This is a genomic window from Bizionia sp. M204 (assembly GCF_023205095.1).
GTDB lineage: Bacteria > Bacteroidota > Bacteroidia > Flavobacteriales > Flavobacteriaceae > Algorimicrobium > Algorimicrobium hallyeonense.
Genome location: NZ_CP046242.1, coordinates 119,523 through 145,706, shown reverse-complemented (window position 1 = coordinate 145,706; position 26,184 = coordinate 119,523). Strand labels below are relative to the sequence as shown.

Annotated in this window: 26 protein-coding genes; 16 read left to right on the top strand and 10 right to left on the bottom strand. The window is 34.2% G+C overall.

Going from position 1 to position 26,184, the window contains the following annotated elements:
* Window positions 1–14 precede the first annotated feature (14 nt).
* Together GMA17_RS00670 and rlmB are read left to right on the top strand one after the other, a co-directional pair.
* Window positions 15–896, top strand: a complete 882-nt coding sequence (locus GMA17_RS00670) for a hypothetical protein (RefSeq protein WP_248398024.1) — start codon at window positions 15–17, stop codon at window positions 894–896.
* A 101-nt stretch (window positions 897–997) separates the two neighbouring features.
* Window positions 998–1,735, top strand: a complete 738-nt coding sequence (gene rlmB / locus GMA17_RS00665; protein ID WP_248398021.1) for a 23S rRNA (guanosine(2251)-2'-O)-methyltransferase RlmB — start codon at window positions 998–1,000, stop codon at window positions 1,733–1,735.
* Here rlmB and GMA17_RS00660 read toward each other — a convergent pair.
* Entirely contained in the window at window positions 1,727–2,485 is a 759-nt protein-coding gene (locus GMA17_RS00660) for a rhomboid family intramembrane serine protease (protein ID WP_248398018.1), read from the bottom strand. The two genes, rlmB and GMA17_RS00660, sit on opposite strands and share 9 nt — an antisense overlap.
* 142 nt (window positions 2,486–2,627) lie before the next feature.
* Between GMA17_RS00660 and GMA17_RS00655 the strand changes: the two genes are divergently transcribed.
* Complete coding sequence (locus GMA17_RS00655) at window positions 2,628–3,905, top strand: replication-associated recombination protein A (protein WP_248398016.1); 1,278 nt, start codon at window positions 2,628–2,630, stop codon at window positions 3,903–3,905.
* On the opposite strand, the gene GMA17_RS00650 is transcribed toward GMA17_RS00655, so the two are convergent.
* The 5 genes from GMA17_RS00650 to radC are packed head-to-tail and all read right to left on the bottom strand — an operon-like array spanning window position 3,902 to window position 7,381.
* Entirely contained in the window at window positions 3,902–4,663 is a 762-nt protein-coding gene (locus GMA17_RS00650) for a hypothetical protein (RefSeq protein WP_248398013.1), read from the bottom strand. The two genes, GMA17_RS00655 and GMA17_RS00650, sit on opposite strands and share 4 nt — an antisense overlap.
* A 38-nt stretch (window positions 4,664–4,701) precedes the next feature.
* Window positions 4,702–5,391, bottom strand: a complete 690-nt coding sequence (locus GMA17_RS00645; protein WP_248398009.1) for a YjjG family noncanonical pyrimidine nucleotidase — start codon at window positions 5,389–5,391, stop codon at window positions 4,702–4,704.
* Window positions 5,381–5,884: a polysaccharide deacetylase family protein gene (locus tag GMA17_RS00640; RefSeq protein ID WP_248398006.1), complete on the bottom strand. Its 504-nt coding sequence runs from the start codon at window positions 5,882–5,884 to the stop codon at window positions 5,381–5,383. Before GMA17_RS00640 ends, GMA17_RS00645 begins: the two co-directional genes overlap by 11 nt.
* A complete protein-coding gene (locus GMA17_RS00635; protein ID WP_248398003.1) occupies window positions 5,856–6,683 on the bottom strand; it encodes a hypothetical protein in 828 nt (275 codons plus the stop codon). Before GMA17_RS00635 ends, GMA17_RS00640 begins: the two co-directional genes overlap by 29 nt.
* Complete coding sequence (radC, locus tag GMA17_RS00630; RefSeq protein ID WP_248398000.1) at window positions 6,683–7,381, bottom strand: DNA repair protein RadC; 699 nt, start codon at window positions 7,379–7,381, stop codon at window positions 6,683–6,685. The genes GMA17_RS00635 and radC overlap by 1 nt, the downstream gene beginning before the upstream one ends.
* Window positions 7,382–7,460: 79 nt before the next feature.
* Between radC and GMA17_RS00625 the strand changes: the two genes are divergently transcribed.
* From GMA17_RS00625 to GMA17_RS00620, 3 genes are all read left to right on the top strand, one after another.
* Window positions 7,461–8,054 (top strand): FMN-binding negative transcriptional regulator, encoded by a 594-nt coding sequence (locus GMA17_RS00625; RefSeq protein WP_248397997.1) that lies wholly within the window; start codon window positions 7,461–7,463, stop codon window positions 8,052–8,054.
* A 15-nt stretch (window positions 8,055–8,069) separates the two neighbouring features.
* The gene (locus GMA17_RS15370; RefSeq protein WP_256476097.1) at window positions 8,070–8,201 is read left to right on the top strand and encodes a hypothetical protein; all 132 of its coding nucleotides are present in this window, start codon (window positions 8,070–8,072) and stop codon (window positions 8,199–8,201) included.
* Between the two features lie 70 nt (window positions 8,202–8,271).
* Complete coding sequence (locus tag GMA17_RS00620) at window positions 8,272–9,306, top strand: serine hydrolase (RefSeq protein ID WP_248397994.1); 1,035 nt, start codon at window positions 8,272–8,274, stop codon at window positions 9,304–9,306.
* Window positions 9,307–9,365: 59 nt separating this feature from the next.
* Here GMA17_RS00620 and GMA17_RS00615 read toward each other — a convergent pair whose 3' ends face one another.
* Together GMA17_RS00615 and GMA17_RS00610 are read right to left on the bottom strand one after the other, a co-directional pair.
* On the bottom strand, window positions 9,366–11,222 hold the full coding sequence (locus GMA17_RS00615) for a radical SAM protein (protein WP_248397991.1): 1,857 nt from the start codon (window positions 11,220–11,222) through the stop codon (window positions 9,366–9,368).
* A gap of 92 nt (window positions 11,223–11,314) precedes the next feature.
* Window positions 11,315–13,087, bottom strand: a complete 1,773-nt coding sequence (locus tag GMA17_RS00610; protein WP_248397989.1) for an ABC transporter ATP-binding protein — start codon at window positions 13,085–13,087, stop codon at window positions 11,315–11,317.
* 209 nt (window positions 13,088–13,296) lie between these two features.
* Here GMA17_RS00610 and GMA17_RS00605 point away from each other — a divergent pair, with 209 nt between their 5' ends.
* From GMA17_RS00605 to GMA17_RS00590, 4 genes are all read left to right on the top strand, one after another.
* Entirely contained in the window at window positions 13,297–13,977 is a 681-nt protein-coding gene (locus GMA17_RS00605) for a hypothetical protein (protein WP_248397986.1), read from the top strand.
* A gap of 86 nt (window positions 13,978–14,063) precedes the next feature.
* Window positions 14,064–14,369 (top strand): hypothetical protein, encoded by a 306-nt coding sequence (locus tag GMA17_RS00600; RefSeq protein ID WP_371922401.1) that lies wholly within the window; start codon window positions 14,064–14,066, stop codon window positions 14,367–14,369.
* A gap of 163 nt (window positions 14,370–14,532) precedes the next feature.
* On the top strand, window positions 14,533–15,501 hold the full coding sequence (locus GMA17_RS00595; RefSeq protein WP_248397983.1) for a tRNA-dihydrouridine synthase: 969 nt from the start codon (window positions 14,533–14,535) through the stop codon (window positions 15,499–15,501).
* Between the two features lie 765 nt (window positions 15,502–16,266).
* Window positions 16,267–16,773, top strand: a complete 507-nt coding sequence (locus tag GMA17_RS00590; RefSeq protein WP_248397979.1) for a GreA/GreB family elongation factor — start codon at window positions 16,267–16,269, stop codon at window positions 16,771–16,773.
* A gap of 103 nt (window positions 16,774–16,876) precedes the next feature.
* Here the strand turns inward: GMA17_RS00590 and GMA17_RS00585 are convergent, their stop codons facing one another.
* Both GMA17_RS00585 and GMA17_RS00580 read right to left on the bottom strand, forming a co-directional pair.
* On the bottom strand, window positions 16,877–19,834 hold the full coding sequence (locus GMA17_RS00585; protein ID WP_248397977.1) for a DNA polymerase III subunit alpha: 2,958 nt from the start codon (window positions 19,832–19,834) through the stop codon (window positions 16,877–16,879).
* Window positions 19,834–21,048, bottom strand: a complete 1,215-nt coding sequence (locus GMA17_RS00580; protein ID WP_248397974.1) for a DNA polymerase IV — start codon at window positions 21,046–21,048, stop codon at window positions 19,834–19,836. The genes GMA17_RS00585 and GMA17_RS00580 overlap by 1 nt, the downstream gene beginning before the upstream one ends.
* A gap of 452 nt (window positions 21,049–21,500) precedes the next feature.
* Here GMA17_RS00580 and GMA17_RS00575 point away from each other — a divergent pair, with 452 nt between their 5' ends.
* The 6 genes from GMA17_RS00575 to GMA17_RS00550 all read left to right on the top strand — a co-directional run bounded on the left by GMA17_RS00575 (window position 21,501) and on the right by GMA17_RS00550 (window position 26,172).
* A complete protein-coding gene (locus GMA17_RS00575; protein WP_248397971.1) occupies window positions 21,501–22,274 on the top strand; it encodes a LexA family transcriptional regulator in 774 nt (257 codons plus the stop codon).
* Complete coding sequence (locus GMA17_RS00570) at window positions 22,271–23,599, top strand: exonuclease domain-containing protein (RefSeq protein ID WP_248397969.1); 1,329 nt, start codon at window positions 22,271–22,273, stop codon at window positions 23,597–23,599. Before GMA17_RS00575 ends, GMA17_RS00570 begins: the two co-directional genes overlap by 4 nt.
* Before the next feature lie 253 nt (window positions 23,600–23,852).
* Window positions 23,853–24,005, top strand: a complete 153-nt coding sequence (locus GMA17_RS00565; RefSeq protein WP_248397966.1) for a YqaE/Pmp3 family membrane protein — start codon at window positions 23,853–23,855, stop codon at window positions 24,003–24,005.
* A 76-nt stretch (window positions 24,006–24,081) separates the two neighbouring features.
* On the top strand, window positions 24,082–24,237 hold the full coding sequence (locus GMA17_RS00560) for a hypothetical protein (RefSeq protein WP_248397963.1): 156 nt from the start codon (window positions 24,082–24,084) through the stop codon (window positions 24,235–24,237).
* A gap of 26 nt (window positions 24,238–24,263) precedes the next feature.
* Window positions 24,264–24,992 carry a phosphatase PAP2 family protein gene (locus GMA17_RS00555; protein ID WP_248397961.1) on the top strand — a complete coding sequence of 243 codons (729 nt, stop codon included), beginning with the start codon at window positions 24,264–24,266 and terminating at the stop codon, window positions 24,990–24,992.
* A gap of 118 nt (window positions 24,993–25,110) precedes the next feature.
* A complete protein-coding gene (locus GMA17_RS00550; RefSeq protein WP_248397959.1) occupies window positions 25,111–26,172 on the top strand; it encodes a hypothetical protein in 1,062 nt (353 codons plus the stop codon).
* Window positions 26,173–26,184 lie beyond the last annotated feature (12 nt).

The following is a 26,184-nucleotide window of genomic DNA, read 5'->3' as shown; positions in this document are numbered from 1 at the left end:
TAAATTAGATAACAATGAATAATATATATAAAAATTCTATTAAATATTTATCACTGTCTGCGTTGCTATTAACAGCGCTTACATCTTGTGATGATGATGATTTTAACGAAGTGCCAGCAGTTGCTTACTCGCCAGTGGCAGTTACTATGAGCGCTACCGACAATAACGTTACGGTTTTAGAAACTGACGGTGAAGCAACATTTACTATTACAGCTAGCATAGCAGAACCTCAAGAATTGGATTATGCTATTGTTTTAGAGCAAACGAGCGGAGACGCAACAGAAGGTGAGGATTTTGATTTCGATCATACTATCATCATATCTGCTGGGAGTACTTCTAGTTCAGCAGACGTTGTAATATACGCAACTGGTGATATTGAAAATGATGAGACTTTTACTATTACTGCTAAATCAGCAGATACTAATATAATCTTGTCTCCTTTTACATTCAATGCTACCATATCAGGTGATTACATTAATGATGTTTTAGATTTAGTTCTATCTTGGGATGGAAGCTTCTCTGAAAATGGTGTTAATATTGATAGTTTCTGTCCAATTGACATGGATTTAATATTATATGATGGAAATGGTAACCAAATTGATTACATTGCTGGGACATCAGATTGTCCTGAAGTGGGTTCAGTTTCTGGTTTAGCTGATGGCATGTACATGATTGCCGCAGATTTATATGAGAATCCTTTCGAAAATTACGGCTTTAATGAACCAATTCCTGTTAAATTAACATATAGCCAAGATTTTCTTATGCCAGAAACAACATTTGATTATTCAGGTGGTTATACTTTAAGTACTCCAGGTAGTACTACTTTTGGAAATGTTTTATTTATAGCTAGCCTTGTAGTACAAAACGGTTATGAGTACACTGTTACTCCGCTATAATATTTATATTCAAATTTAAATAATTAAAGAGACTGCTTCGTGCAGTCTCTTTTCTTTTCAATTATGCTTAAGATTTCAAATTAAACATTTATTATATTTATATGGAACAAGAAACATTAATTTTTGGCTTACATTCAGTTATAGAAGCTATTCAAGCCGGTAAGACTATTGAGAAAATCTTTATTCAAAAAGGGTTACAAGGCAACCTTGCCCACGATTTAGAATCGCTTATCCGAAAGGAAAGCATTAATGTATCCTATGTTCCTATTGAAAAGCTGAATAGATTAACATCCAAAAACCACCAAGGTGCCGTAGCACAAATATCGCCAATAGAATATCATGATATTGAAAATTTAGTGTTAGACGTTATTGAATCTGGGAAAACACCTTTGTTTTTGCTCCTCGATCAATTGAGTGATGTCCGTAATTTTGGGGCTATAATACGTACGGCTGAATGCACAGGTGTTAACGGTATTATTATTCAAAAAAAGGGAAGCGCACCTATAAATGGCGATACCATTAAAACAAGTGCTGGCGCCGTTTTTAAAATGCCAATCTGCCGTGTGGATCATATTAAAGATGCCATGTTTCATTTACAGGCTTCGGGCATTGCTGTTATTGCGGCTACCGAGAAAACAAATGATACCATTTATGATATTGACTTTACAGTTCCATGCGCAATCATAATGGGTTCTGAAGGTCGAGGTATAAACCCATCGGTTTTAAAACTTGCAGATAGCAAAGCCAAACTTCCTTTGCTCGGCTCTATAGAGTCCTTAAATGTTTCTGTTGCTTGTGGTGCTATTCTTTATGAAGTAGTAAGACAACGATTAGTTTGATGAATCGTCAGATTTTTTAAAAATATAGTTTATAGAATTGGGTTGGTGCTCCTCCTCCACGTCTGCTTTAACGTCTTCGATTTCTGGTAAACTTTCAACAAAATTACCATGTTCATCAAAATGTTTTAAAAACGGATCGTCTTCTTCTATATAGCTTGGTTGTTCCCAATAGTACTTTTTAGGTATAGGAAGATGTTTCTTAAAGATAAAAGCAAAAACCAATCCTACAATCAATCCGGATAAATGACCTTCCCAGGATACGCCATCTTTAATAGGTAGTACATACCAAATCATACTTCCATATAAGAAGATGACTAATAAGGATAAAGCAATTAACCTAAAATGCTTGGCTATAATACCTTTAAAGAATAAAAAACTAACTAATACATAAATAAGGCCACTGGCACCAATATGATAGGCTGGCCTGCCAATACTCCACGTTAACAAACCCGAAAGTAAAATTCCTAAAATAAGGATTTTCCAAGCCATCTCTCTGTAGAAATAAAACAAGGCAGCGGTTAGCACAAATAACGGGATGGTATTGTGATATAAATGCGTGATGCCTGAATGAATAAAGGCACTAAAAACAACACCACGAAGCCCAAATAACTTCTGCGGAAATATGCCATAATTTGTGAAGTCGAATCCAAAACGTATTTCAAACCAGAATACTAACCAAATGAGCAAGACAAATGCTACTGGCACTAAAATAACCTGATTAGAAAATTTAAATTCTTCTTGACTTTTCATAGATAAATCCTAACAAAAAACTAACCATTAATGAGGTTCTGTTAAATTGTCAGTCTGTAAGATTGACAACTAATTACAAATTGTTAATCAAAATGTACAAAACCATTCTAATAGAACCTATAATTATAATTAAATTTACGCCATGAATGAACCTTTAGCAGAACGTTTAAGACCTAAAACGCTTGACGACTATATTAGTCAAGCACATTTAATAGGTCCTAATGGTACGTTAACCAATCAAATAAAGCAAGGATTAATCCCATCACTTATACTTTGGGGTCCACCTGGAATTGGTAAAACAACTTTAGCAAATATTATTGCCACAGAATCCAACAGACCATTTTATACGTTGAGTGCTATAAATTCAGGCGTTAAGGATATTCGTGAGGTTATAGATAAGGCAAAACAGTCGGGTGGTTTATTTACTACCAAAAATCCTATTTTATTTATTGATGAGATTCATAGGTTTAGTAAATCGCAACAAGACTCCTTATTACAAGCGGTGGAAAAAGGTTGGGTAACACTAATTGGAGCCACAACAGAAAACCCGAGTTTTGAGGTTATTCCGGCATTATTATCACGCTGTCAAGTATATATTTTAAATGCCTTTAATAAAACGGATTTAGAAGCCCTTTTAAAACGTGCAATAGAAAAAGACACCTACTTATCTCAAAAAAATATTACGTTAAAAGAAACTGAAGCTTTAATGCGTATTTCGGGAGGTGATGCTCGAAAACTATTGAATATTTTTGAATTAATTGTCAATTCGCATGACACAGGAGATATTATCATTACTAATGCATTGGTTACACAACGCATTCAAAATAATACAGCTAGATATGATAAAACGGGTGAGCAACATTATGATATCATTTCAGCACTAATAAAATCTATTCGCGGTAGCGATCCCAATGCCGCAGTGTATTATTTAGCGCGAATGATTGAAGGTGGAGAAGATGTGAAATTTATAGCCAGGCGCCTCCTTATTTTATCGAGTGAAGATATAGGAAATGCAAACCCAACGGCTTTAGTAATTGCCAATAATACGTTTCAGGCGGTTTCCACAATTGGAAATCCCGAATCCCGAATTTTATTAAGTCAATGTGTAACATATTTAGCCTGTTCACCTAAAAGTAATGCAGCCTATTTGGCCATTAGCAAAGCACAACAAGTGGTGCGAGATACTGGCGATTTAAGCGTGCCATTGTCTATTAGAAACGCACCAACCAAACTCATGAAAGAAATTGGTTATGGCGAGAATTACCAATATGCGCATAACTATGAAAATAATTTTGCCAAACAAGAATTTCTGCCAAATGAAATTAGTAACACTAGGTTTTATGAGCCCGGAAATAATGCACGTGAAAACGCCCAACGGGAGTTTTTAAAACAACGCTGGAAGGACAAATATGGCTATTAAAAGCTAACGTTTAATGTTTCCACTTGTAGCGAACCGTCTGAAACAGTTTTTGCTATAACCCAATTACCCGCTCTTTTATAAACGGTAGCTTGCATCCCCTCTACCATATAAAAGGCCTCTTTACCTGAAAAGATTAAGGTATAAACAACATCTCCTTTATCATTGAGAAGCTCGTAATTATTACCATCTTTCTTTCGTGCTGTTAAAGCATGAGCTAAATTTGTTTCTTTAGTTTCCGTGATAGTTTGAGCGCTTATAGTATCAGAAACATCAACAACCGTAGATTCTATGGGCTCGACCTCAATAATTTTAAGATCTGAATCAGTAGTATAACTATAATATAAACGATCAAACGAAGTAAAGGCGTCACGTAACGCAAGGTTGTAGGCAACCATATAATTTTTATCTCGAGATTCGCCTATTTTAGATAAAAATACGACCTCTTGATAACAATTAAGTAATTGAATTTGAAGTTTTGTTTTTAATAATCCTGAAACCTTATTAACATTAGCACGCAATGCCAAACAACCATTATTTATTAAATCTTGAGGTATAGCTTCATTACTCATTAAGACTATAAAACCTTGTTTTTCAAATAAAAATTTGGTTAAAGAGTTTAGCCTATATTGATCGGGCTCTTTAGAAAATTCATAGGAAGTTGGTACAATTACATACTTATATTGATCTAGTTCACTTTGAGAAAAAGCGAATTGCACAGTTATGAATAATACGAGTAAAAGGATGATTTTTTTTATCATGATGTTTATAAAAAGTAAATATTAAAGATACATTAAAATTATAAATAGGCTTTTAAATCCATCAAATTTGTAACTTGTTTTATACTACTATCAATTTTCAGTCCATGATAGTTAAAACAAATAGCATCCATACCAAAATTTAACGCTCCTAACACATCAGCTTCCAAATTATCACCAATCATTAAGCTCTTGGATTTATCGGCTTCGGCTTTATTAATGGCATAATCAAAAATTATAGGATTGGGTTTTTTAACGCCTGCTAGTTCAGAATTGGTAACGGTTTTAAAGTATTTTGATATTTTGGATTGTTCCATCTTTTTATCTTGTGCCTCCTGGAAACCATTGGTAATTATATGCATTTTATAATGCGGTTGTAAATAATTTAACAAATCAAAAGTACCATCAAACAAATGATTAAATGTTGGTAAACTTACAATATAATCTATAGCCAATTGATTAATAATATCGTCATGAATTATGGCGTTTATAGCATCAAAACTTTCTTTTAAACGTCTATATCGCAATGATTCTTTATCAATCTGATCCTCTCTATACAATTTCCAATAGCTTAAATTTATGGGCTCGTAAACTTTTAGAAAATCATGAATATCAACATCTATGTTATGAGTGTTGAAAATTTTCTGAAATGCTAAAGCTGAATTTTTATCAAAATCCCAAAGTGTATGATCTAAATCGAAAAAAATATCTGTAATGCCGTTAATCTTCATTTGCTGAATCTAATATCATATTAAACAATTCTTTAAAGCCCCTCCAGCGTTCTAAATCACTAAACGTATAGTTATGAAAAACAGATACAAACTCACCATTTACTTGCTTCACTTGGTTAATTACACGCAACAGAGATTCCTTTTTATCCAGTAACGAATTATGCTTTAAAAGCGTATAATCCATAACGTGGTATGCCGTTATCTTTAGCGGCGTTTGAATTTCAAAATCCAAATCATAAAAGAAAAATGGCGTACAGGTTCCTGCTCGGAAACCGCTGTAATTAACATAACCCATGGTATAATCTTCCAAAATTTCTAATTCCACCAAATTCCTATAGGAAATAGGCAAATTTAATTTAGAGAAAGATTGTCTAGATGCTAATAATGACGTGTTTAAAATAGATTCCATCCGGAGCTTTTCCTTCTTCAGAATAGCCATATTATCCAAAGCAAAAAATGATGCTTTAAGTCCCACTTGGCAATAGTCTGCCACTTGTTTTATTAGGGATATAAATTCTTTCTTTTTGTGCATTTACCCCTTTATCATATGTGGAATAATCACCTATTAAAAAGAAAAACAAAAATTTATTTTTACGCTGTTTTTGCCGATTTATAATATATTTAAACGTATCATCTGGATCGTGTTTAAATCCCAATAACACCATAAAACGCATATATAATCTGTGAAATTTAAAGCTTAATAAATCCTTAAGCGTACCACCAATTGTGCGCATTAAACCTTTCGCTTTAAAACTGAATGCTGAAGGCACATCAATAATTGGTTTTACGGCATAGGTTTTATTTGGAAACACAAAATCCGGGTATTGATTCTCTAATATTTGTTTGAATTTATAGGCCCAAATATCCACTACTGGCTGATGGAGAAATCCATATTTAAAGGCTAAACTTTCTTCAGCCGTAAAACGACCATATTCATCTTTTACATGTGGTAAATACTCTTCATAGCGACTTAATAAGTAAAACGTAGCCGCAAACATATCAAAAGGTATACAGCTCTTATCGTTGGTTGTAAAAAAACATTTGGTTTCCTCCCAATCATGTACTTGCACCTCAACATCTGATAAGCCTTGTTCAAAAAGAAGTTCATGACTTTTTATAAATAACTCGTTTCCTAGTGGTTGTTTGGCGTAGGAAATTTTAATGGAATTATGGGAAATAAACGCTTCTACAGTGCTTGTAAATGAAACTGGAACCTTTAAGATACGGGTAAAAATATGCTTAAATGCATACTTAATTCGTGGTGTTATGTTGGGCGTGTATATGAGAATCATTACAGTAAGTTATCATCTGCAAAGCTAAAATAGGCCTTTTCTGTTACTATAAGATGATCCAATACTTTAATATCTAAACTTTCGCCTGCTTTTTTTAATTTTTGTGTAATTTGCTTATCGGCTTCGCTAGGTTTTAAGGTTCCCGACGGATGGTTGTGTGCTAGTATTATTCCTACCGCTCCAAACTCTAATGCATTTTTAAGTACCAATCTTACATCTACCAAAGTTCCTGTAATTCCACCTTTACTCAATTGTTGTTTTTGAATGACCTTGTTGGCATTATTTAAATAAATAATCCAGAATTCCTCATGTGGTAATTCGCCTATAATAGGTTGCATGAGTTCAAAAACGGACACACTGGATGTAATTTTTTTACGTTCCAGAGCTTCTTCACCTCTACGTCTTCTACCCAACTCCATGGCAGCTGCAATAGATATGGCTTTTGCTTCACCAATACCTTTGAAATCCATAAGTTGTTTAATACTTAACTTACCCAACTGATTTAAATTATTATCCACACTTGCTAAAATACGCTTGCATAAATCCAAAGCGCTTTCATCCCGATTGCCAGAACCTATAATAATGGCAACCAATTCGGCATCACTTAAAGCAGCTTTACCTTTGTCGCGCAGTTTTTCGCGAGGCTGATCGTCCTGCGACCAATTTTTAATGGATATTGAGGGTGCTTTTTCTGGCATAGGTTAAAGATAAATATTGTAAATTTCAACTGCAATTAATTAGTCACTTAAATAAATCCGTAAAAGCAAAACCAAAATTTTGAGTTATCCACCAAAACAACATCAAGATAGTAATAAAAAGCATTTAATTCATGTGATACATGCTTATCCGTTGGCAACTGTTATTTCAGTTTCAAACAACGAACCGTTAATAACCCATATTCCATTAATTTATAAAAACAACGAGTTAATTGGTCATCTGGATGCACATAATCCACATGCCGCGTTACTGAAAAACCATAATAAGGTAACTGTTATCTTTTCGGGACCACAATGTTATATTTCACCAAGTATTTATACAACCAAACAGTTACCAACTTGGAATTATGTAAAAGTGCACGTTGAAGGCGTCGTTTCAGAAATTGAAGACCCAGAAAGCATTAAGCAAACTATGGTTGCTATGACAGAGTTTTTAGAGCAACCGCATCACAACTACACATTAGATAAAGATGATCCAGATATGGACACATATCTTCCCTATGTATCAGGTTTTAAAATTACAATTACCCATTGGGAAGGTAAATTTAAACTCTCGCAAAACAGGCAAGCGGTAGATTTTGAAATAGCCAAATCCGAAATGATAAAGCGTAACCAAGTTCATCTTGGCGATTTTTTAAATCAAATAATCCATTAACAATCTTTTGTACAAATGAAAAGAAGTTCTTTAATCATTTCTCTATTTCTATTAAGCTTTCAAGGGAATTCTCAAAACACCATTCTGTGGAAAGTAAGTGATACTATTAACCAAAATACCTCTTATATAACAGACACCTTTCAGTAGTTTGGAAATCCGTGTCTAGGAAGCACACTTGTAAAACAACGAAATTTTGGTGTTAAAAGGAAATAATATTATGAACAAGAAACAACCAAAACGCACATTTAGAATACTTTTTATTATTGCAAGTATAAGTTCCCTATGGTTCGTACCTTGGGTTTTGGTCAAGGCATGGATATTACCACTGCCTGATACGGTTCAGGAACAAGTAGAAGAAGCTATTACCCATGGCGTTGATGGCATGATTGTTTATGTAGACGAAGCAGGCAAACCTCCTAAATTTTATACTGCTGGTTGGCACGACCGAGAAAATAAAATTCCGGCCAAACCAGATGCTTTGTTCAAAATTGGTAGCATTACCAAATTATTTGTTGCCGTAGCTGCAACCAAATTAATAAAAGCAAAGCGTTTGTCCTTGGATAAAACTTTAGCGGACTACTTTCCAGAACTCATTGGAAGAATTGAAAATGCCAATGAAATTACGTTGCGAATGATGTTGCAACATCGAAGTGGCATTCCAAATTTTACCAATTTTCCAAATTATTGGGTTAATCCACCAGAAACTAGGCAAGAAAAGTTGGAATATGCGCTTGATTTACCAGCTAGTTTTAAACCAGATAAAGGGTATGAATATTCCAACACTAATTATATGCTAATCTCCGATCTAATAGATAAAGTTGTGGGTTATAGCCATCAACAATATATTAAAGAAGAAATATTAATTCCGCTCAACCTCAACAATACCTTCGGCTCCCTACACGATGTAAATATAGACGATGTTATGAGCGGGTATTATGTGGGAATAGAAAATGACATAAAAACGGATTATTCTGGTTTAATGATTGCTACAGCACAGGATGTTGGTATATTTTTACGCGCCCTGAATGATGGCACTGTATTTAATGAAGGTGAACAGGAAATTTACTCTTACGTTTATGAACATGGTGGTTTACTTCCAGGCTATCAATGTCTTGCGGAATACCATAATGAGATAGATACAGTTGTTGTGCAATTTATGAACACGACCAATTTTGATGGATACAATTGGAATTTATCGCAAATTGTAATTAATAGAATTGTAAAAATCATAAAGTGCAAGAAAAGCGAATAAGTTAAATGCATGAATAGCACAACAACCATATTCAAATCCTGGTTGATCATTACCGCCTGCTAATCCAAGAAACTCGCAATCAAATCTTTTGGATGTGTGGTGTTAGGAACCGGAAAATCAAACCAACTTGACATACTCTTTTCAAAACCTGCCTTATTTAAATAATTATGTAGCGCCAAGTTTAACCCTTTGGTATATATAGGATGATTAGCACCTTTCGGATCTTGGTGGTATAAATCATTTTTAGCAAATCCTTCAAAAACAGGTCCTGTTATTTCTATTCCAAACGCTTCTGGATTCTGACCAATGGGACTGTGAATAGTGGTTGTAAATTGATGCCAATATGCAGACTGAATACAGTTGCGTTCAAATAACTGTTTTACCACTTCTAAAGAATCGATGGTTTCTTGCTCCGTTTGAGTTGGAAATCCATACATTAAATAGGCATGGACCATGATATTGTTTTGAGAAAAATTATGAGTTACGCGTGTAACTTGGGCAATATCCACACCTTTTTTCATTTTGGACAATAATCTATCTGAAGCCACTTCCAGTCCGCCAGTTACCGCAATACAACCCGATTTTGCCATGAGCTGACACAATTCAAAATTGAAGGTTTTTTCGAACCTAATATTTGTCCACCACGTAATATTTACACCTCTTTCTAGTAAGGTATTAGATAACGCACGGAGCATTTTAGGCGGAGCCGCTTCATCAACAAAATGGAAACTGGTTATACCGGTGTCTTTTATTATTTTTTCAATTTTATCAACTAAATCTTCAGCTGTTGTGTTTTGATAGTTTCCAATATAATCCAAGCTCACATCGCAAAACGTGCATTGCTTCCAGTAACAACCATGAGAAATGGTTAATTTATTCCATCTTGCATCCGTCCACATTCTATGCATAGGATTTACAACATCTAAAAAAGACACATACTTATCAAAAGGTAATCCGGAATAATCTGGTGCCGGTAGATTTCTATGATGATAAATAGTGTTTGGAACTTTATTTTTATAGCTAACGGCCTCCTGTTCTAAAACAAATGTGCGTTCTAAATCATCTATAGAAATATGACCTTCCAGATAATTAACCATTTTAAGTAAAGGACCTTCGCCATCATCCAATGATATAAAGTCCACAAATTCAAAAATCCGTGGATCTGTAAGCGATCGTAATTCGGTATTGCAATAGCCACCACCAAAAGCCACATGAATATCTGGAAAAAGCTGTTTTATAAATTGTGCACAACGCAAAGCAGCAAATAAATTCCCTGGAAATGGAATGGTAAAACAAACTAAATTGGGTGTTTCGGTTTCAATTTGTTCTACTAAAATATCCAACATTTTCTCTTCAATAATTGTTGGTTGGTAACTTAAAAACTCATCCAATTGATCAAAACTACTCGCAGATGTTCCAATTTGTTCCGCATATTTAGTAAACGCGAAAAACTCGTCCACGTTGGCTTGTATAAAATCGCCTATTTCTTCAATAAAAAGGGTTCCAAAATGCTTGGCTTTGTCTATAATACCTACGTCTCCAACTTCCCATATAATTTCTGTATTCGCTTTGGAAAGCCTATGTCCCAAAGGTAAAAAATGTGGTTCTAAAATTTTATGGGCCGTTTTAATATCTTGTTTCTGAAGAAATGCGAGAACAGCATCAACTCTTGAAATGTAGCGGTGTTTCATCCTGTTCATTTCCGGATATTGATCGTTTTCCATGTCTGCTGCTTCCTGAAACATAAGCTGTAGGAATTCGCTCGTAAAAATGGCGGTAAACAGCTCGATACTCAAATCGCAATGTGCAACAGATATTTGTTGTTCTTCTAAAAACCCTTTTAAATAAGCCGTTGCAGGATAGGCTGTATTTAACTGCGTAAAGGGTGGCGTAATAAATAGGATTTTAGATGGCATGATGCAAAGATAGCGTTCTATACATAGATTGTGTGAAATGGAATTGTTTTCTAAATTCAGAATATATTTCGGTTTCTATTCTTTTCAACCTGTTAAATTTTAGCCTGATACGTGTATAATTCATAATATCTGCCTTCTTTAGCTATCAATTGGTCATGTGTACCACGTTCCAGTATATGTCCAGCTTCTATGACTAAAATTTGGTCTGCTTTTCTAATGGTACTTAATCGGTGAGCAATAACAATAGTGGTTCTGTTTTTAACTAATTCATTTAAACTTTTTTGAATTAGCGCTTCACTTTCGGTATCTAAACTAGACGTCGCTTCATCTAAAATAATAATGTTTGGGTTTGCTAAAATAGCACGAGCAATAGCTAAACGTTGTCGTTGACCACCAGATAATTTCACACCTCTCTCGCCTATTAAGGTTTCTAAACCGTCATCAAAACGATCCGTAAATTCATTGACATAAGCGGCTTTTACCGCTTTTTGTACATCGGCTTCAGTGGCATTGGGTCTTGGAAACATGATGTTCTCACGAATGCTACCTTCAAATAAAAATTCGTCTTGCAGCACGACACCTAAATACTTCCGGAAACTACTTAATTTAACCTGTGATAAATCGTGATTATCAATGGTCACTTTACCAGATTTTGGTGTTAAAAACGTTGCTGAAAGTCCCGCAATAGTGGATTTTCCAGAACCAGAACTTCCAACCAAAGCCGTTACAGAACCAGCAGGCGCTTTAAAGCTGATGTTGTGTAATACGTTTTTGCCTTCTTCATATGAAAAAGATACGTCATCAAATTCAATAGCTCCTTTTATGGTATTCAATTCAATATGTCTAGCTTTGTTATCCTCTTCAGCCGTCATATTCATAAGCTCTTCCGTTCTATCTAATCCAGCAAGGGCTTCCGTTAATTGACTTCCTATATTACTCATTTGTACAATTGGAGCAATCATGAAACCAAGGATTAATGTGAAGAATAAAAAATCACCTGTGGTCATTTCACCTATCATCATATAATAACCACCCATTCCCATTATTCCAGTAGTTGCCACACCAATTAAAAACGTGGAAGAACTCGTCATTAAAGCGGTTGCTGTTAAACTCTTTTTGACGTTTTGATATAATTTATCAACTCCTTTTTCAAAAACCGTGTTTTCTTGTTCTTCAGCATTAAACGCTTTTATTACACGAACGCCAGCCAGAGTTTCTGTTAATCTGCCTGTAACTTCGGCATTAATTTTACCACGGGCTCTAAAAATTGGACGAATAAATTTGAAGGCACGCAAGGCGATATAACCAAATATGGATAATGGCACAAACACGAACAAGGTCATCCAAGCGTTCAGTTTTATTAAAATTATTAAGGATACAACAGCTGTAAATGAACCACCAACTAATTGCACCAAACCGGTTCCAATTAAATTTCTGACACCTTCCACATCGCTCATAATTCTAGACACTAAAGCACCAGATTTGGTATTATCAAAAAAACTAATTGGCAGCGAAAGCACCTTTTTCTGAACTTTTGATCGTAATTCGCTGATTAAATATTGCGCTTGAACGCTTAATATTCTAGTTAATAAAAAGGACGTTACGGCTTGTATGGTTATAGCACCAATTACAATGGCGATTAAGGTGTATAATTGCGACGTATCTTTATTTGGAACCACCTCATCTAGTAAAACTTTACTTTGCCATGGTAGAACCAAACCCGATAAACTTCTGATTACAATCAAAAGGAGACCAATAAAAACCAAATTTCGTCTTGGCCAAATTATGGTTTTAAAAGCCTGTTTCATGGTGACTCTCGGCTGTGAGTTATCCTTTTTATCTGATGTTTTTTTTAAATGTCGCATGTTTTCTATTAGGTAATACAATTTGCAAAAATACGCATTACAACATCGTTAATTGATCAAAGCAGATAAAAATGCATGAACGTTAAAAAGAGATAGTCCACGCAAAGAAATTAAAGATTTAGTATCTTGCCTTTATCATAAAGATGCAATTTACTATTTAAGTCTGATTGTATAGATTCATTAAGTCAACACGAAAAAACCAATATAATATGAAACGTATTATTACAACATTACTATTTGCAGGAATTCTAATTTCTTGTAACTCATCAGACAAAACGAAACCGGTAAATGAAGAATCTTCTGAAATTAAAAAGCCTACAGATAGCGTAACAAATAAAGTCAATAAACAATTAAAAAAAATTGATTCAGACGAAGCACTAATTGCAACCGCATTAATGGCTGCTCCTGAAGTAAGCCGATCTGGCGCTAAAATTATAGGATACAATATGGCTGGTGAATTTGTGACCTTAAGAGAAGGTAACAATGAATTTATTATTCTTGCTGACGATCCGAATAAAAATGGATTCAGTGCCGCAGCGTATCATAAAGATCTTGAGCCATACATGGCAAGAGGGCGCGCTTTGAAAGCGGAAGGAAAAAACCATCAAGAAATATTTGATATTCGTGAAGAAGAAGTGAAATCGGGAAAACTTAAAATGACCATTGGGTCAACCTTGCACATTTACTATGGTCCTGATACGGATTATGATCCTGAAACAAGTAAAGTTGAAAACGCGAAACTTCGCTATGTCGTTTATATGCCATACGCAACAGCAGAATCTACAGGTTTACCAGAAGTTCCAATTGCTCAAAATCATCCTTGGATTATGAATCCAGGAACGCATAGAGCACATATTATGATTTCACCAGTAGCAGAAAACAGCAAGTAGTATTTAGCTTATTCCAAAATGCACCTTGAATAAAATGATTAACTCCAAAATCAATTCCGTTAAGGATACCGTTTGCCCTGAATGTCATGGACGTGGTAAAAAAAATAATTAGCAAAGAAACAACTCCAATTCGTCCTAGAGGTCACCTCTACTTCTGCTTGAAGTGTTCGGGTTCTGGTTTGGTTTCAGCGCGACATACACCTCAAACCGATACTAAAAATTATCCACACGCGGCTATTATTGTTGATGGCATTGGTGGTGTAGCGCTTGCTGTGGCTCGCATCCTTTGTGGAATTCCGTTTAAACTTTATGAGCGTGATAGTAGTTTTGATGAACGCAATCAAGGTTACGGACTCACTTTACAACAAGCCAGCAAAGTCGTTGCAAGATAGGCTGTATTTAGCTGCGTAAAGGGTGGTGTAATAAATAGGATTTGAGATGGCGTCGTGCAAAGATAGCGTACCTTAAAATAAGTTGCTTAAAATGGTATCATATTATATTTATAAATCCAAACCATAAAGCAAAAAACCTATCTTTGCACAACTAAATAACATCATGGCTCATACGCTTCTTTCATCACCTTTGCAGGGTTTTACAGATTTCAGGTTTCGCAATGCTTTCAATCAGTACTTCGGTGGTATTGATACGTTTTATGCGCCTTATATTAAGCTTAATGGCAAACTGAAAATTAAGCAATCTTATCAAAATGATTTATTACCAGAAAACAATGCGACTATAGAAGTTATTCCGCAAGTAATGACCAATGATCCAGATGAATTTTTATTTGTTATCAAATATGTTCAAAGTTTAGGTTACAAGGAGCTAAACTGGAATTTAGGTTGTCCTTATCCCATGGTTACCAAGTCTGGAATGGGTTCAGGTTTAATTTGTAACCCGTCACGAATTGACGAAGTTTTACACAGAGCGCATAATGAAACGGATATTTTAGTATCTATGAAAATGCGTATGGGCTATGAACATGCTGAAGAAATTTTAGATGCTTTTCCTATTTTAGACAAGTATCCGCTTAAGAACATTGCCATACATGCTAGAATTGGCAAGCAACTTTATAAAGGCCCTGTAGATTTAGATGCGTTTGAAAAATGCATTAGTAGCACCAAGCACAAATTGTATTACAATGGTGATATTACTAGTGTTTCTGCTTTTAAAGCCATGAAAAAACGCTTTCCGAGTATTGATCATTTTATGATTGGGCGCGGCCTAATTGCCGATCCGTTTTTACCAAGTATGATAAAAAATGACACCACAGACTATCCTGAAAATAGGTGGGAAATATTTTCTAAATTTCATGATACTATTTATCAGCAATACGATGAATACTTGTCTGGACCAACACCTATAAAAATGAAAATGCTCGGTTTTTGGGAATTCTTTTCGCAATCGACTTCCAATCCGCAAAAAGTATATAAAGCTATAAAAAAAGCTTCAAATCCAGCAAAATATAGACAAGCAGTTGATAAAATTTTAAGTACGGAAATGAGCATTAAAAATTCACGGAAATAGCTTTTGGCACCAAGTACCAATTTCTAGTTTTAAAAAGAAACATATTGGGCAAATTACAAGAAACAACGTTTATAAAATGCCAATAGTAAACGGCGTTAACAACCGTTTGCTCTAAATTTGCTTAATTGGAATATAAGGGCTATGTTTACCTATTAATGGCAAATAAATTGCTGTGAGAATAGAGATTATGAATCTAATTGAAACAAACTGCCTAATTATTTTTTACGAAAATTTCGTGAGCAGGTTTTTTGGTGGTTATCTCTATTTTGAATTATCTCCAAAACGCCAAATTATCTTCCTGAATTAGTCAGGCATAGCGCGTGTGCCTGAACAACTCCTTTACATTATTTAATACAGAAATTTTTCAATTTAAACATCCTGAATACCTGTGCTCGCATTAAAATAACGTATAAATATGGAGTTAAAACGATGTTCTATTTTTTACCTAAAATTAAAATAACAATATCATGGCTAAATTAAGAAAGAAGCTTACAAAAGCAGAATTAAACGATAGGAAACAAGAGAAGATTTTAAAGAAAATGGAAGATAAAAAAATGAAGAAGCGGAAATCAAGAGTCTAGCGTTATGGTTTATTAAATTTTCCTTAATTATTAAAAAAAGGCTGTGAATTTTTATTTACAGCCTTTTTTTTTGGAAAATATTACCTAATTATTCTGCCACCAAAAAACATTGAATGCAGGGTTCGGCTAATTAAAAAAATAGTTTTATCTTATTGAATTAGGAAAACAAAAACGTACATAAATTATGAGTAGAGGATTTGTAAAAGAAGATGACCAAGAAGACATACCTTTTGTAGCACCACGAGCAGATTTGCCTGAAGGTGTAACAAACTACGTGACTCCAAATGGGATGGATGAATTATTGGTGGAAAAACAAGCCTTTGCGGATGAAAAAGAACACTTAAATACTACAAACGAAAAAGAAAGACGTATTGCCATAAACCATATAAACGCCAAATTGCAATTACTAACAAATAGAATAACCACTGCAAAAATTGTTGATTTAGCTAAACAACCGCAAGATGAAATTCGGTTTGGCGCATTAATTACCCTTAAAATTGGAAGTGCCAAAACGTTTCAAAAATATCAAATAGTTGGTGTGGATGAAGCCGATATTGCGAAAGGTAAAATTTCCTTCATCTCACCAATCGCGAGATTGTTAACGGATAAAAAGGTAGGCGAAAAAGCTATTTTAAAACTGGTCAAAGAGGATCGGGTTTTTGAAATCATGGATATTTCTTATGAAAGTTAAACACAGTAAACTACCTGAAGGGAAATCCACGAGGCATTGGTAAGAAATGAGCTTTTAATGTTAAGGCCAACTTTCAGGGAATTATACCCTTTGGCAGAGCCAATTAGTTTAACCGTGGATCTGGTTTTAATGCCATTTTTTGAGTCCAAATAATTTCAACACTGCAAAAATCAAATTCTTCGGTTATTTTCCCATAACACGCATATATTCCAATGCCATGAATGGGATATTTTTCTACCGTATCATGAAAGTGTACGGTATCAAAATAACACCCTTCATCATCTACAAATGTGCAAAACCGCATGAGCTTTCCTGTAGCACCTTTATGAAATCGTGTATTTACCAACTTACCATATAACAGCACGTTTTTAGTTCGGTATTGAAACATGTTTTTGGCTTTAATGTGTTCCTGAATGGGTTCGTTTATCAAATCAAAATAATTGCACAAAGGGAAACCCAATAATTCCATTTGGTCATAAGCATCTTCTATCCAACTGGAATTAAGTGTTGGCAAGGTAAAGGCTTTATGGTTTGGTTTGAATAATTGTTTTTGAGGTGTTTTTGCTTTACTAGAATTTATCTTAAAAATAGCATTCCAAAGCAATTCGGATTTGGGGATTTCTGTAAAACTAAACGCACCAATTCTAATTAAAATGGTTAATTGTTCAATACTAATCACCACGCGATCAATAAAATCATCCAACGATTTAAATGTACCATACAACTGCCGTTCGGTTAAAATCCGTTTTACCGTATAACTTTCTAAATTTTTAAGATAACCAAAGCCTAAATAAATCGTGTTTCCTTCTATTGTATTGGGATGGTCACTTTTATTAATACAGGGTGTTTTTATAATGCCCTGACACATTTTTGTTTCATGAATATAATGTTCGGTGCTATAAAATCCGCCGCCATTATTTAAAACAGCCACCATAAATTCCAACGGATAATAACATTTTAAATACAAACTCTGATAACTTTCCACGGCATAAGAAGCCGAATGTCCTTTTGCAAATGCATAGCCTGCAAAACTTTTTATTTGCTCCCAAACTTCCAGTGTTAATGCATCTGTATAGCCTTTAGTTTTACAATTGGCTATAAATTTATCTTCAACCGCTTGAAATTCGGCTCTCGACCTAAATTTACCACTCATACCACGCCGCAACACATCGGCTTCTCCTAAAGTTAAGCCTGCAAATTGATTAGCCACTTTTAGCACATCTTCTTGATATACCATAATGCCATAGGTTTCTGGCATAATCTTTAACAATATCGGATTGGCTTCTTTCCGACGTTCTGGATGTCTTTGGCGTTTAATAAATTCTTGTTTCATCCCTGAACCCGAAACGCCAGGTCTGATTATGGAGCTTGCTGCCACCAATCCTAAATAATCTTGGGTTTGGAGTTTACACATTAAACCTCTCATGGCTGGCGATTCTACATAATAAGCACCTGTGGCTTTTCCGTTTTTTAATAGCGCATTTACTTTGGGATCTGTTTTAAATTTTTCAACATCTGTGATATCAATTTCGGGTGCTTCGGGTCTGTTATATTTAATAATTTCTAACGTGTCTTTAATTTTTGCTAATCCACGTTGTCCTAAAATATCGAATTTAAAAATCCCAGCATCTTCGGCAATAATCATATCAAATTGCACAGTAGGAAATCCTTTTGGTGGCATATTGGTTGCTGAATAATAATGAATAGGTTTATCTAATATTAAAATCCCACAGGAATGTACACTAACATAATTAGGAAAACCCTGAATTAATTCGCCATACTTAATGACCAAAGCACCCATTTCATCAAATTCTGGTTTTTGATATCTACCGGTACATATTTTATCTATTTCTTCTTTTGGCATGCCAAAAACCTTTCCTAATTCTCGAACAACCGCTCGGAATTTAAAGGTGTTATAAACAGCTAATAGCGCGACATTTTTAAAGCGTTTAAAAATATATTCGGTAATATCATTGCGCTCTTTCCACGAGAAATCGATATCAAAATCAGGTGGCGATTTTCGGAATGGATTAATAAACCGTTCAAAATACAAATCCAATTCTATGGGATCTACATCGGTAATTCCTATAATGTACGCTACAATACTATTGGCACCACTTCCCCTTCCTACATGAATGTACCCTTGACTTTTTGAATAGCTCACAATATCGTAATTGATAAGAAAATAGGATACAAAACTCATCTCCTTAATCGTTTTGAGTTCGGTTTCTAAACGTTCTCGTACTTTTTCGGAAGGATATGGGTAACGTCTGTAAATTTTCTGCTCGCAGAGTTTCTTTAAGTAATTAAAATCGGCTTCTTCTGATTCTAAATACAAACTTTGATTTTGAGAAATTCTATCCGCTCCAAAATTAAATTCAACAGAACACGCATTTAATAATTGCTTCGTGTTTTCTAAAATAAATGGAAACAATTGAAAAATTTCTGCTAAATCCGCTTCGGGATACATTTTATCATGCTCACTACATTCCTCTGTTTTTGATAATTTACTCAACAAAGTATTATTATCAATGGCGCGCAACAAACGGTGTGCATTAAAATCTTTTTTATTCCGAATAGTCACTTGTTGTTGAATAACCAGTTTATCTTCATAATCCTTATAAATTGTAAAGGGTAACTTTTTAAGGTCATTAATAGTGATACCTATAAACTCAAAATTTTCAAATTTGGTTTTCTCAAGTTGCATAACTTGTTCCAACGGGTAAATTACAAACGCATTCTCAAATTTTGGGGACAGGTCTGGAAGCCGCTTTTTTTGATGTGCGTATTCCGATAAAAAAGTATTCAGTTCCTGAAAGCCGTCATTGTTTTTTGCAATTCCTACAAATTGTTGTTTTGCGCCATTTCTAAAATCGATTCCTACAGCGGGTTTTATGTTATAATCTTTCGCTTTTCGAATAAAATTTAAACAAGCCGATGTATTATTAATATCGGTTAACGTTAAATGTTTCACGCCATTTGCTTTAGCCAATTCCAAAAGATCAACTTCTGAAAATGTGCCAAAACGCAAGGAATAATATGAGTGACAATTAAGATACATTAGTGTTTACGGTGTGCTAAAATTACGGGTGGTTCGCCATTAAATGGATTTTTAAAACGTCCAATGGTTTTTGCACCCATGGACGCGGCGCGCTGAATACTTAATTCGCCATATTTACTCCGAATGGTATCCATAGCGTTATATAAATTAAGCATGTTTTCGGTATCATCAAACAAATTAATTTGATAGTTTCCTGTAACAATATGGGTGAACTTAACGCCTACCAAACGGATTAATAAACGCCGTTGGTACAGTTTATCAAATAGTTCCAAAACCGCAGGCACAAGAATATGGTCTGCACTGGTGTAGGGAATTTTAATTTGTTTGGTATAGGTATTAAAATCGGAATACCTGATTTTAACAGCAATACAAGCTGTTAACTTATCGGCTCTTCGTAACTGAAACGCTAGATTTTCCGCCATGGCAAAAATAGTGGTTCGTAATTTTACCACATCAATGGTATCTTTGGTAAACGTGCGCTCGGTAGAAATAGATTTACGCTCATGAAACGGAATTAATGATGGATTATCAATACCATTGGCACGCTTCCAAATAGTTTTACCGTTGGCACCCAAAACACTTATCATCATTTCCAAAGGCATTTGCTGAACCACATGCACTTTATCCACTCCCAAATTCCGTAAAATCTGATAGGTTTTTTCGCCAACAGACGGAATTTTCCGAATAGATAATGGTGCTAAAAACGATTTTTCAAAACCCATATCAATCCGTAATTGATTATTCGGTTTGGCTTCACCTGTAGCCACTTTGGACACAATTTTATTGGCTGATAACCCAAACGAAATAGGCAATCCGGTTTCTCTTATAATTTCCTGGCGCAATTCTGAAGCATATTTATAACTCCCAAAAAATTTATCCATTCCGCTTAAATCGGCATAAAATTCATCAATACTTGCTTTTTCAAAAACAGGCACGCGCTCTTTAATAATTTCAGTCACCAGGTGTGAATATTTGGTGTAGGTAGATGAATCGCCTCTAATAACAACCGCTTCCGGACATAAGCGTCTGGCTACTTTCATGGACATACCGGAATGCACACCAAAACGTCTGGTTTCATAGCTACAAGCTGCTACCACACCTCTATCACCAATTCCGCCAACTAACAATGGTCGCTTTTGTAATCGGCTATCAATCAGGCGTTCACAGGACACAAAAAAGGTGTCTAAATCCAGATGTAACATTTGCTTTTTCATGTGTTTATATTTATTATCATAGACCGTTTTCAATTAATACTTTTACTAATTGAAAAAAAAATGCCTAAATAAACTTTTATCCTTTTCTTTTTTGCATTACCCAAAAAAGAAACAAAAAAGTCTAGGCTTACGAACCTATATCTAAATTTATCATTTGATGGCTAAATTTCAGGAACTCGCATTAAAACGGTCCTTAATTCAAGATTTTGTGTGCTCAAACAGCCTGAAATTTCACGCCATCTTCATTTCAAATTTTACGATAAGTCTTCGATAGGCCGAAATGGGAACATCCAAAAATTTAAATCTCTTATAACTTCAATACATACAATCGACTTAAAGCAGTAAATAGAATCGTTTAAGATACTATTGAATTTAAAATATTTTATCAACCACATTTCATACTGCAAAGTTAGCTACATTATTAAGCAATTATTGCTTATATTTGTAGCATTATGAAAAAGATTACTAAAAATATTCGTCATCTTCGGCATCTCAAGGGGTTAACGCAAGAAGTATTTGCGGACGACTTAAAAATTACACGTTCTCGAATTAGTTCGTATGAAGAAGGTCGCTCTACGCCATCTATTGACATGCTTATTGAATTGTCAAATTACTTTAAAATTCCTGTGGATATTCTAATAAAAAACGATTTAACCAAGTCTAAAGACACCTCCTTTATTGACATTGGAAACACCCGTGTTTTATTTCCCATAACGGTTGATGATGACAATGAAAATTTAATTGAAGTGGTTCCCATTAAAGCTTCTGCTGGTTATTTATCCGGTTATGATGACCCCGAATATATAGAGCAATTACAGAAAATTAAATTGCCATTTTTACCATCGGGAAAACACCGTGCGTTTCCTATTAAGGGAGATTCTATGTTGCCTTTAAAAGAAGGCTCTTATGTGGTTGGTAAATTTGTTGAAGATAGGCGTGATATTTCAAGCAACCGAACCTATGTTTTATTAACGCTAAACGACGGTATGGTTTACAAGCGCGTTATTAACAACATTAAAGAAACAAATAGTTTACTGTTGGTTTCAGATAATCCACTCTACAAACCTTATGAAATACCTATAGATGAAGTGTTGGAGCTATGGGAATTTACATGCAGTATTAACACCCAAGAATACGATCAAGAAGAATTAAAAATCAGCAGTATTATGACTATGTTTAACAATTTGGGCGTAGAATTAAAATTATTAGAAAAACATTTAAAATGATATATACCATTATAGATGTCGAAACGACTGGACAAACGAATAGAATTACCGAAATATCCATATTTAAATACGATGGAAATCAAGTAATAGATGAGTTTACATCCTTGATAAACCCGCAAACCCTAATTCCCATTTACATAACAACTTTAACTGGAATCGACAATGCCATGGTGGCTAATGCACCGACTTTTGAAGAAGTTGCTCAAGACATTCTTAACATAACTGAAGACACCGTTTTTGTTGCTCATAATGTGAATTTCGATTATAATGTAATTCGCGATGAATTCAAATTATTAGATTTAGATTTCAACCGAAAAAAATTATGCACCGTCAGATTGTCTCGGAAATTATTTCCAGGATTTCCGTCTTACAGTTTGGGTAAATTGTGTAAAAGTTTAGATATAAATTTAACCGACAGACACCGAGCAAGAGGTGATGCCAAAGCCACTGTGGTTCTATTTGATATGTTATTGAAAAAAGATGAAACAGGAAACGTTTTTAGTAGTTTTTTAAATAAATCGTCCAGAGAGGCTACACTCCCATCCCACCTACCAACAGCGGTTTTCAATGCCATTCCCAATACAGCTGGTATTTATTATTTTAAAAACAAAGTAGGAGAAATAATCTATATAGGAAAAGCCAAGGATTTAAAAAAGCGTGTGTTGAGTCACTTTTATAGTAAAACTCAAAAATCGTTGGATATGTGTCGGGAAACTAGAGATATTGACTTTGAGTTAGCTGGCAGTGAATTACTCGCACTTTTAATGGAAGACGCTGCTATTAAGCATCATTATCCGAAGTTTAATAAGCAAGCTAAACGCAATCCTAAAAGCTATGGAATCTTTAGTTATCAGGACCGGAATGGCATTATGCATTTAGCATTTAACCCTGCAAAATCCTGTCCAAACCCGATTAAGGTTTTTTATAATATTAGAGAATGTCGTTTGTTTTTAGAAGCGTTTTGCTCAAAGTATGAGTTATGCCCAAAATATTGTCATTTACAAGAAGGTGTAGCACAATGTTGCCATTATAACATTAAAACCTGCAAAGGTGTTTGTACTAATAACGAACAACCAAGTAACTACAATAAACGGGTTCAAGATGCGCTAGAAATTATAACCAAAGTTGAAGAACATAAAGTTATAAAGCGAAAAGGTAGAACATCTGACGAGGAAGCATTTGTTTTAATTAAAAACGGAGTTTATTTAGGATATGGGTTTATTGATAATACTGAACAAATAAACTCTCCTGCAGATTTAGATAATTTCATAATTCCCCAGAAAGACAATTTGGATGTTCAGCAAATCTTGAGAACACACGTATAATAACTCATATAAATATTATTATTTCCGTTAGGCTTCCTTTATATACTATAACAATGTTAGAAATTTTCATGATATTCAAATGTGTTTTAGACTAAAATAAAATGTGCTTGACCAGTTGCTCTTAAATTTCAGTAAGTAGGTTTAATTCGTTTTAAAATAATTTAAACAGTTAAAGTTGAATTGAATGCAGTTAATAAAACATCAAGTATTCTAATATCTTTATGCTAATTTAAACTTTAAACACTAAATTATTATGTCATTACTAACTATCATTTTAAATATTTTACTTCCGCCTTTATCTGTTTTTATGCAAAAAGGTTTAGGAAGTGCTTTTTTAATTAGCATTCTTTTAACAATAATTGGGTGGATTCCTGGAGTTATTCATGCTTTTATAGTAACTGATTAATTTTCAAAACCCCACTTTATAAAATTAAAAGGAATAGATTATTTAATAATTTCACAATCATTTAATTTCATATATTATGACAAACAACAAAGAAAATCCAAAAACAGAGCACGAAAAGACCTTGCATCAAAACGCAACTAACGAAAAAGGTGCCCAAAAAAAAGATCACTATAATCAATATGGGAAATCAGACGAGGATAGAAAAAAACGGGCTTCAAAAGAAAATGATTAATATCTTATAGATTTCGCCATGCCATTATGCTAAAACTAATTAAATTTGCTCTTAAACAACTTAAGCAACTTCTTAAACATTGGCATAGTAAATATCAGAACCAAATACCCTATTTCTTAATTTTAGGATTAGCGTTATTTCTTATTATTGGTGGTATAAATCTATTTATTGAATTAACTGAAAATCTAAAAACGGATTCTATAGCGCAGTTTGATACTGCTGTTACTAGATTCATTTTATCGTACAGGTCCGAATCCTTGACACAATATTTCACCTTTATAACTGAAGTAGGCGATATCTATGGCTATTTAATAGTTTTTACTTTATGCACTATATTATTCTACCTAATTTTAAAAAGTTGGAACTACGTCATTCAGTTAAGCTTGGTGATGCTATTAGCCTTGAGTTCTAATTTAATTTTAAAACAAATTATAAATAGATCTAGACCCGAATTAGAACATTTAGTAACTGTTAAAACATTGAGTTATCCAAGCGGTCATGCCATGACAGCTATGGCATTTTACGGATTTCTAATTTTTCTGTTTTATGGTTTTAAAATTCATAGATTTTTAAAATTTACCATAATTACACTTTTAATATTTCTTATATTTAGTATTGGTATTAGTCGCATTTACCTTGGCGTGCATTTTCCGTCTGATATTCTTGGTGGCTTTGTAGCAGGTTTCATTTGGGTTATTTTTTGTGCTTTTGTATTTAGCATAATTACAGTGTTTGGTAAAGATCCAAAAACATGAGATTAATTGTTTCAATCTGAAGGTGTTTAAATTAAATAAACAGGCTCTTATTTTTTGAGGTTAGATTATTGGTTTTAAATAATATTAAATTTATCTTCGGACGCATAGCTCATATATCGTGGATAAAAAACTCATTTCCAAAAAAAAACCCGCCTTTCCTATCACGCCATTATTGTCGGATTACCTGACTGCGCAAGGACGAAATATTAAAATCCCTATTTTTTATGACGATTTACTGCGCTTCCAAGGTGCTGTAGAAATTCTAGATGAAAATGATAATGATACCTTATGGATTCGGACCTATTTTGCCGAACATGAACGTGACGAAATAGAATACAGCCTAAAACAAATGTATTCCATTCTGCATTCCGATGGAAGCGATAGCCTAATTCCTTACCTCAATATTGATAGTATAGACTTTTGCACCTTTGGTAATACCAAACCGTTTCGTATAAAAGTGAGGAATGTTTTAAACGATAATTACATTTTTCTATATGTGAAAAAAGCTGATGCTTCCCGTGTTTACGGACTGGAATTGGAGCATTTACTATCGCCTAATCATATTACATTTCTGGTTCATAAAGACACCTTAATTGAAGAACACATCTCTGGAATTGCTGGCGACACCTTTATTAGTGAGCATTTAGAAAAACTATCTGACCAAGATAAACGCGCATTAGCCAAAGAGTTTGTAAAGTTCAACGAGCGTTGTTTTGTAAGGCTTTTAGCAGATATGCGTTCCTATAATTATGTGGTGGTTATTACACAAGATTTTGACCGTGTACAATACCGCATTCGCGCTGTCGATTTTGATCAGCAAAGTTATGAAGGGAACCCTAAAGTTTATAAACCGCAGTTTTTAAAAGAAAACAATGCTTTAGTAAAATTAAGCTTGGAGGTTTTAGCGCCTGAATCTATAGTACAATATGAATTAGAAGAACGATCCTTACTCGCAAAACGTGCTACCAGTGAACATGAGCGCTTGGAACACCTTTTAAATTGCATGAGAGAAGACAATATATCAACACCAGAAAAAGTAAAGCAACTCAAAAAAGGATTGTTTGATTTGGTTGGTGATGTCAATTTTAAAAAATCTAAAAATATGGGGGAATTGTTAGCTAATGCCATCGATTTTATTGTTAGAAATTACAAAAATGAAAATCCTTATATCATCAAATAAAACGGACAAGAC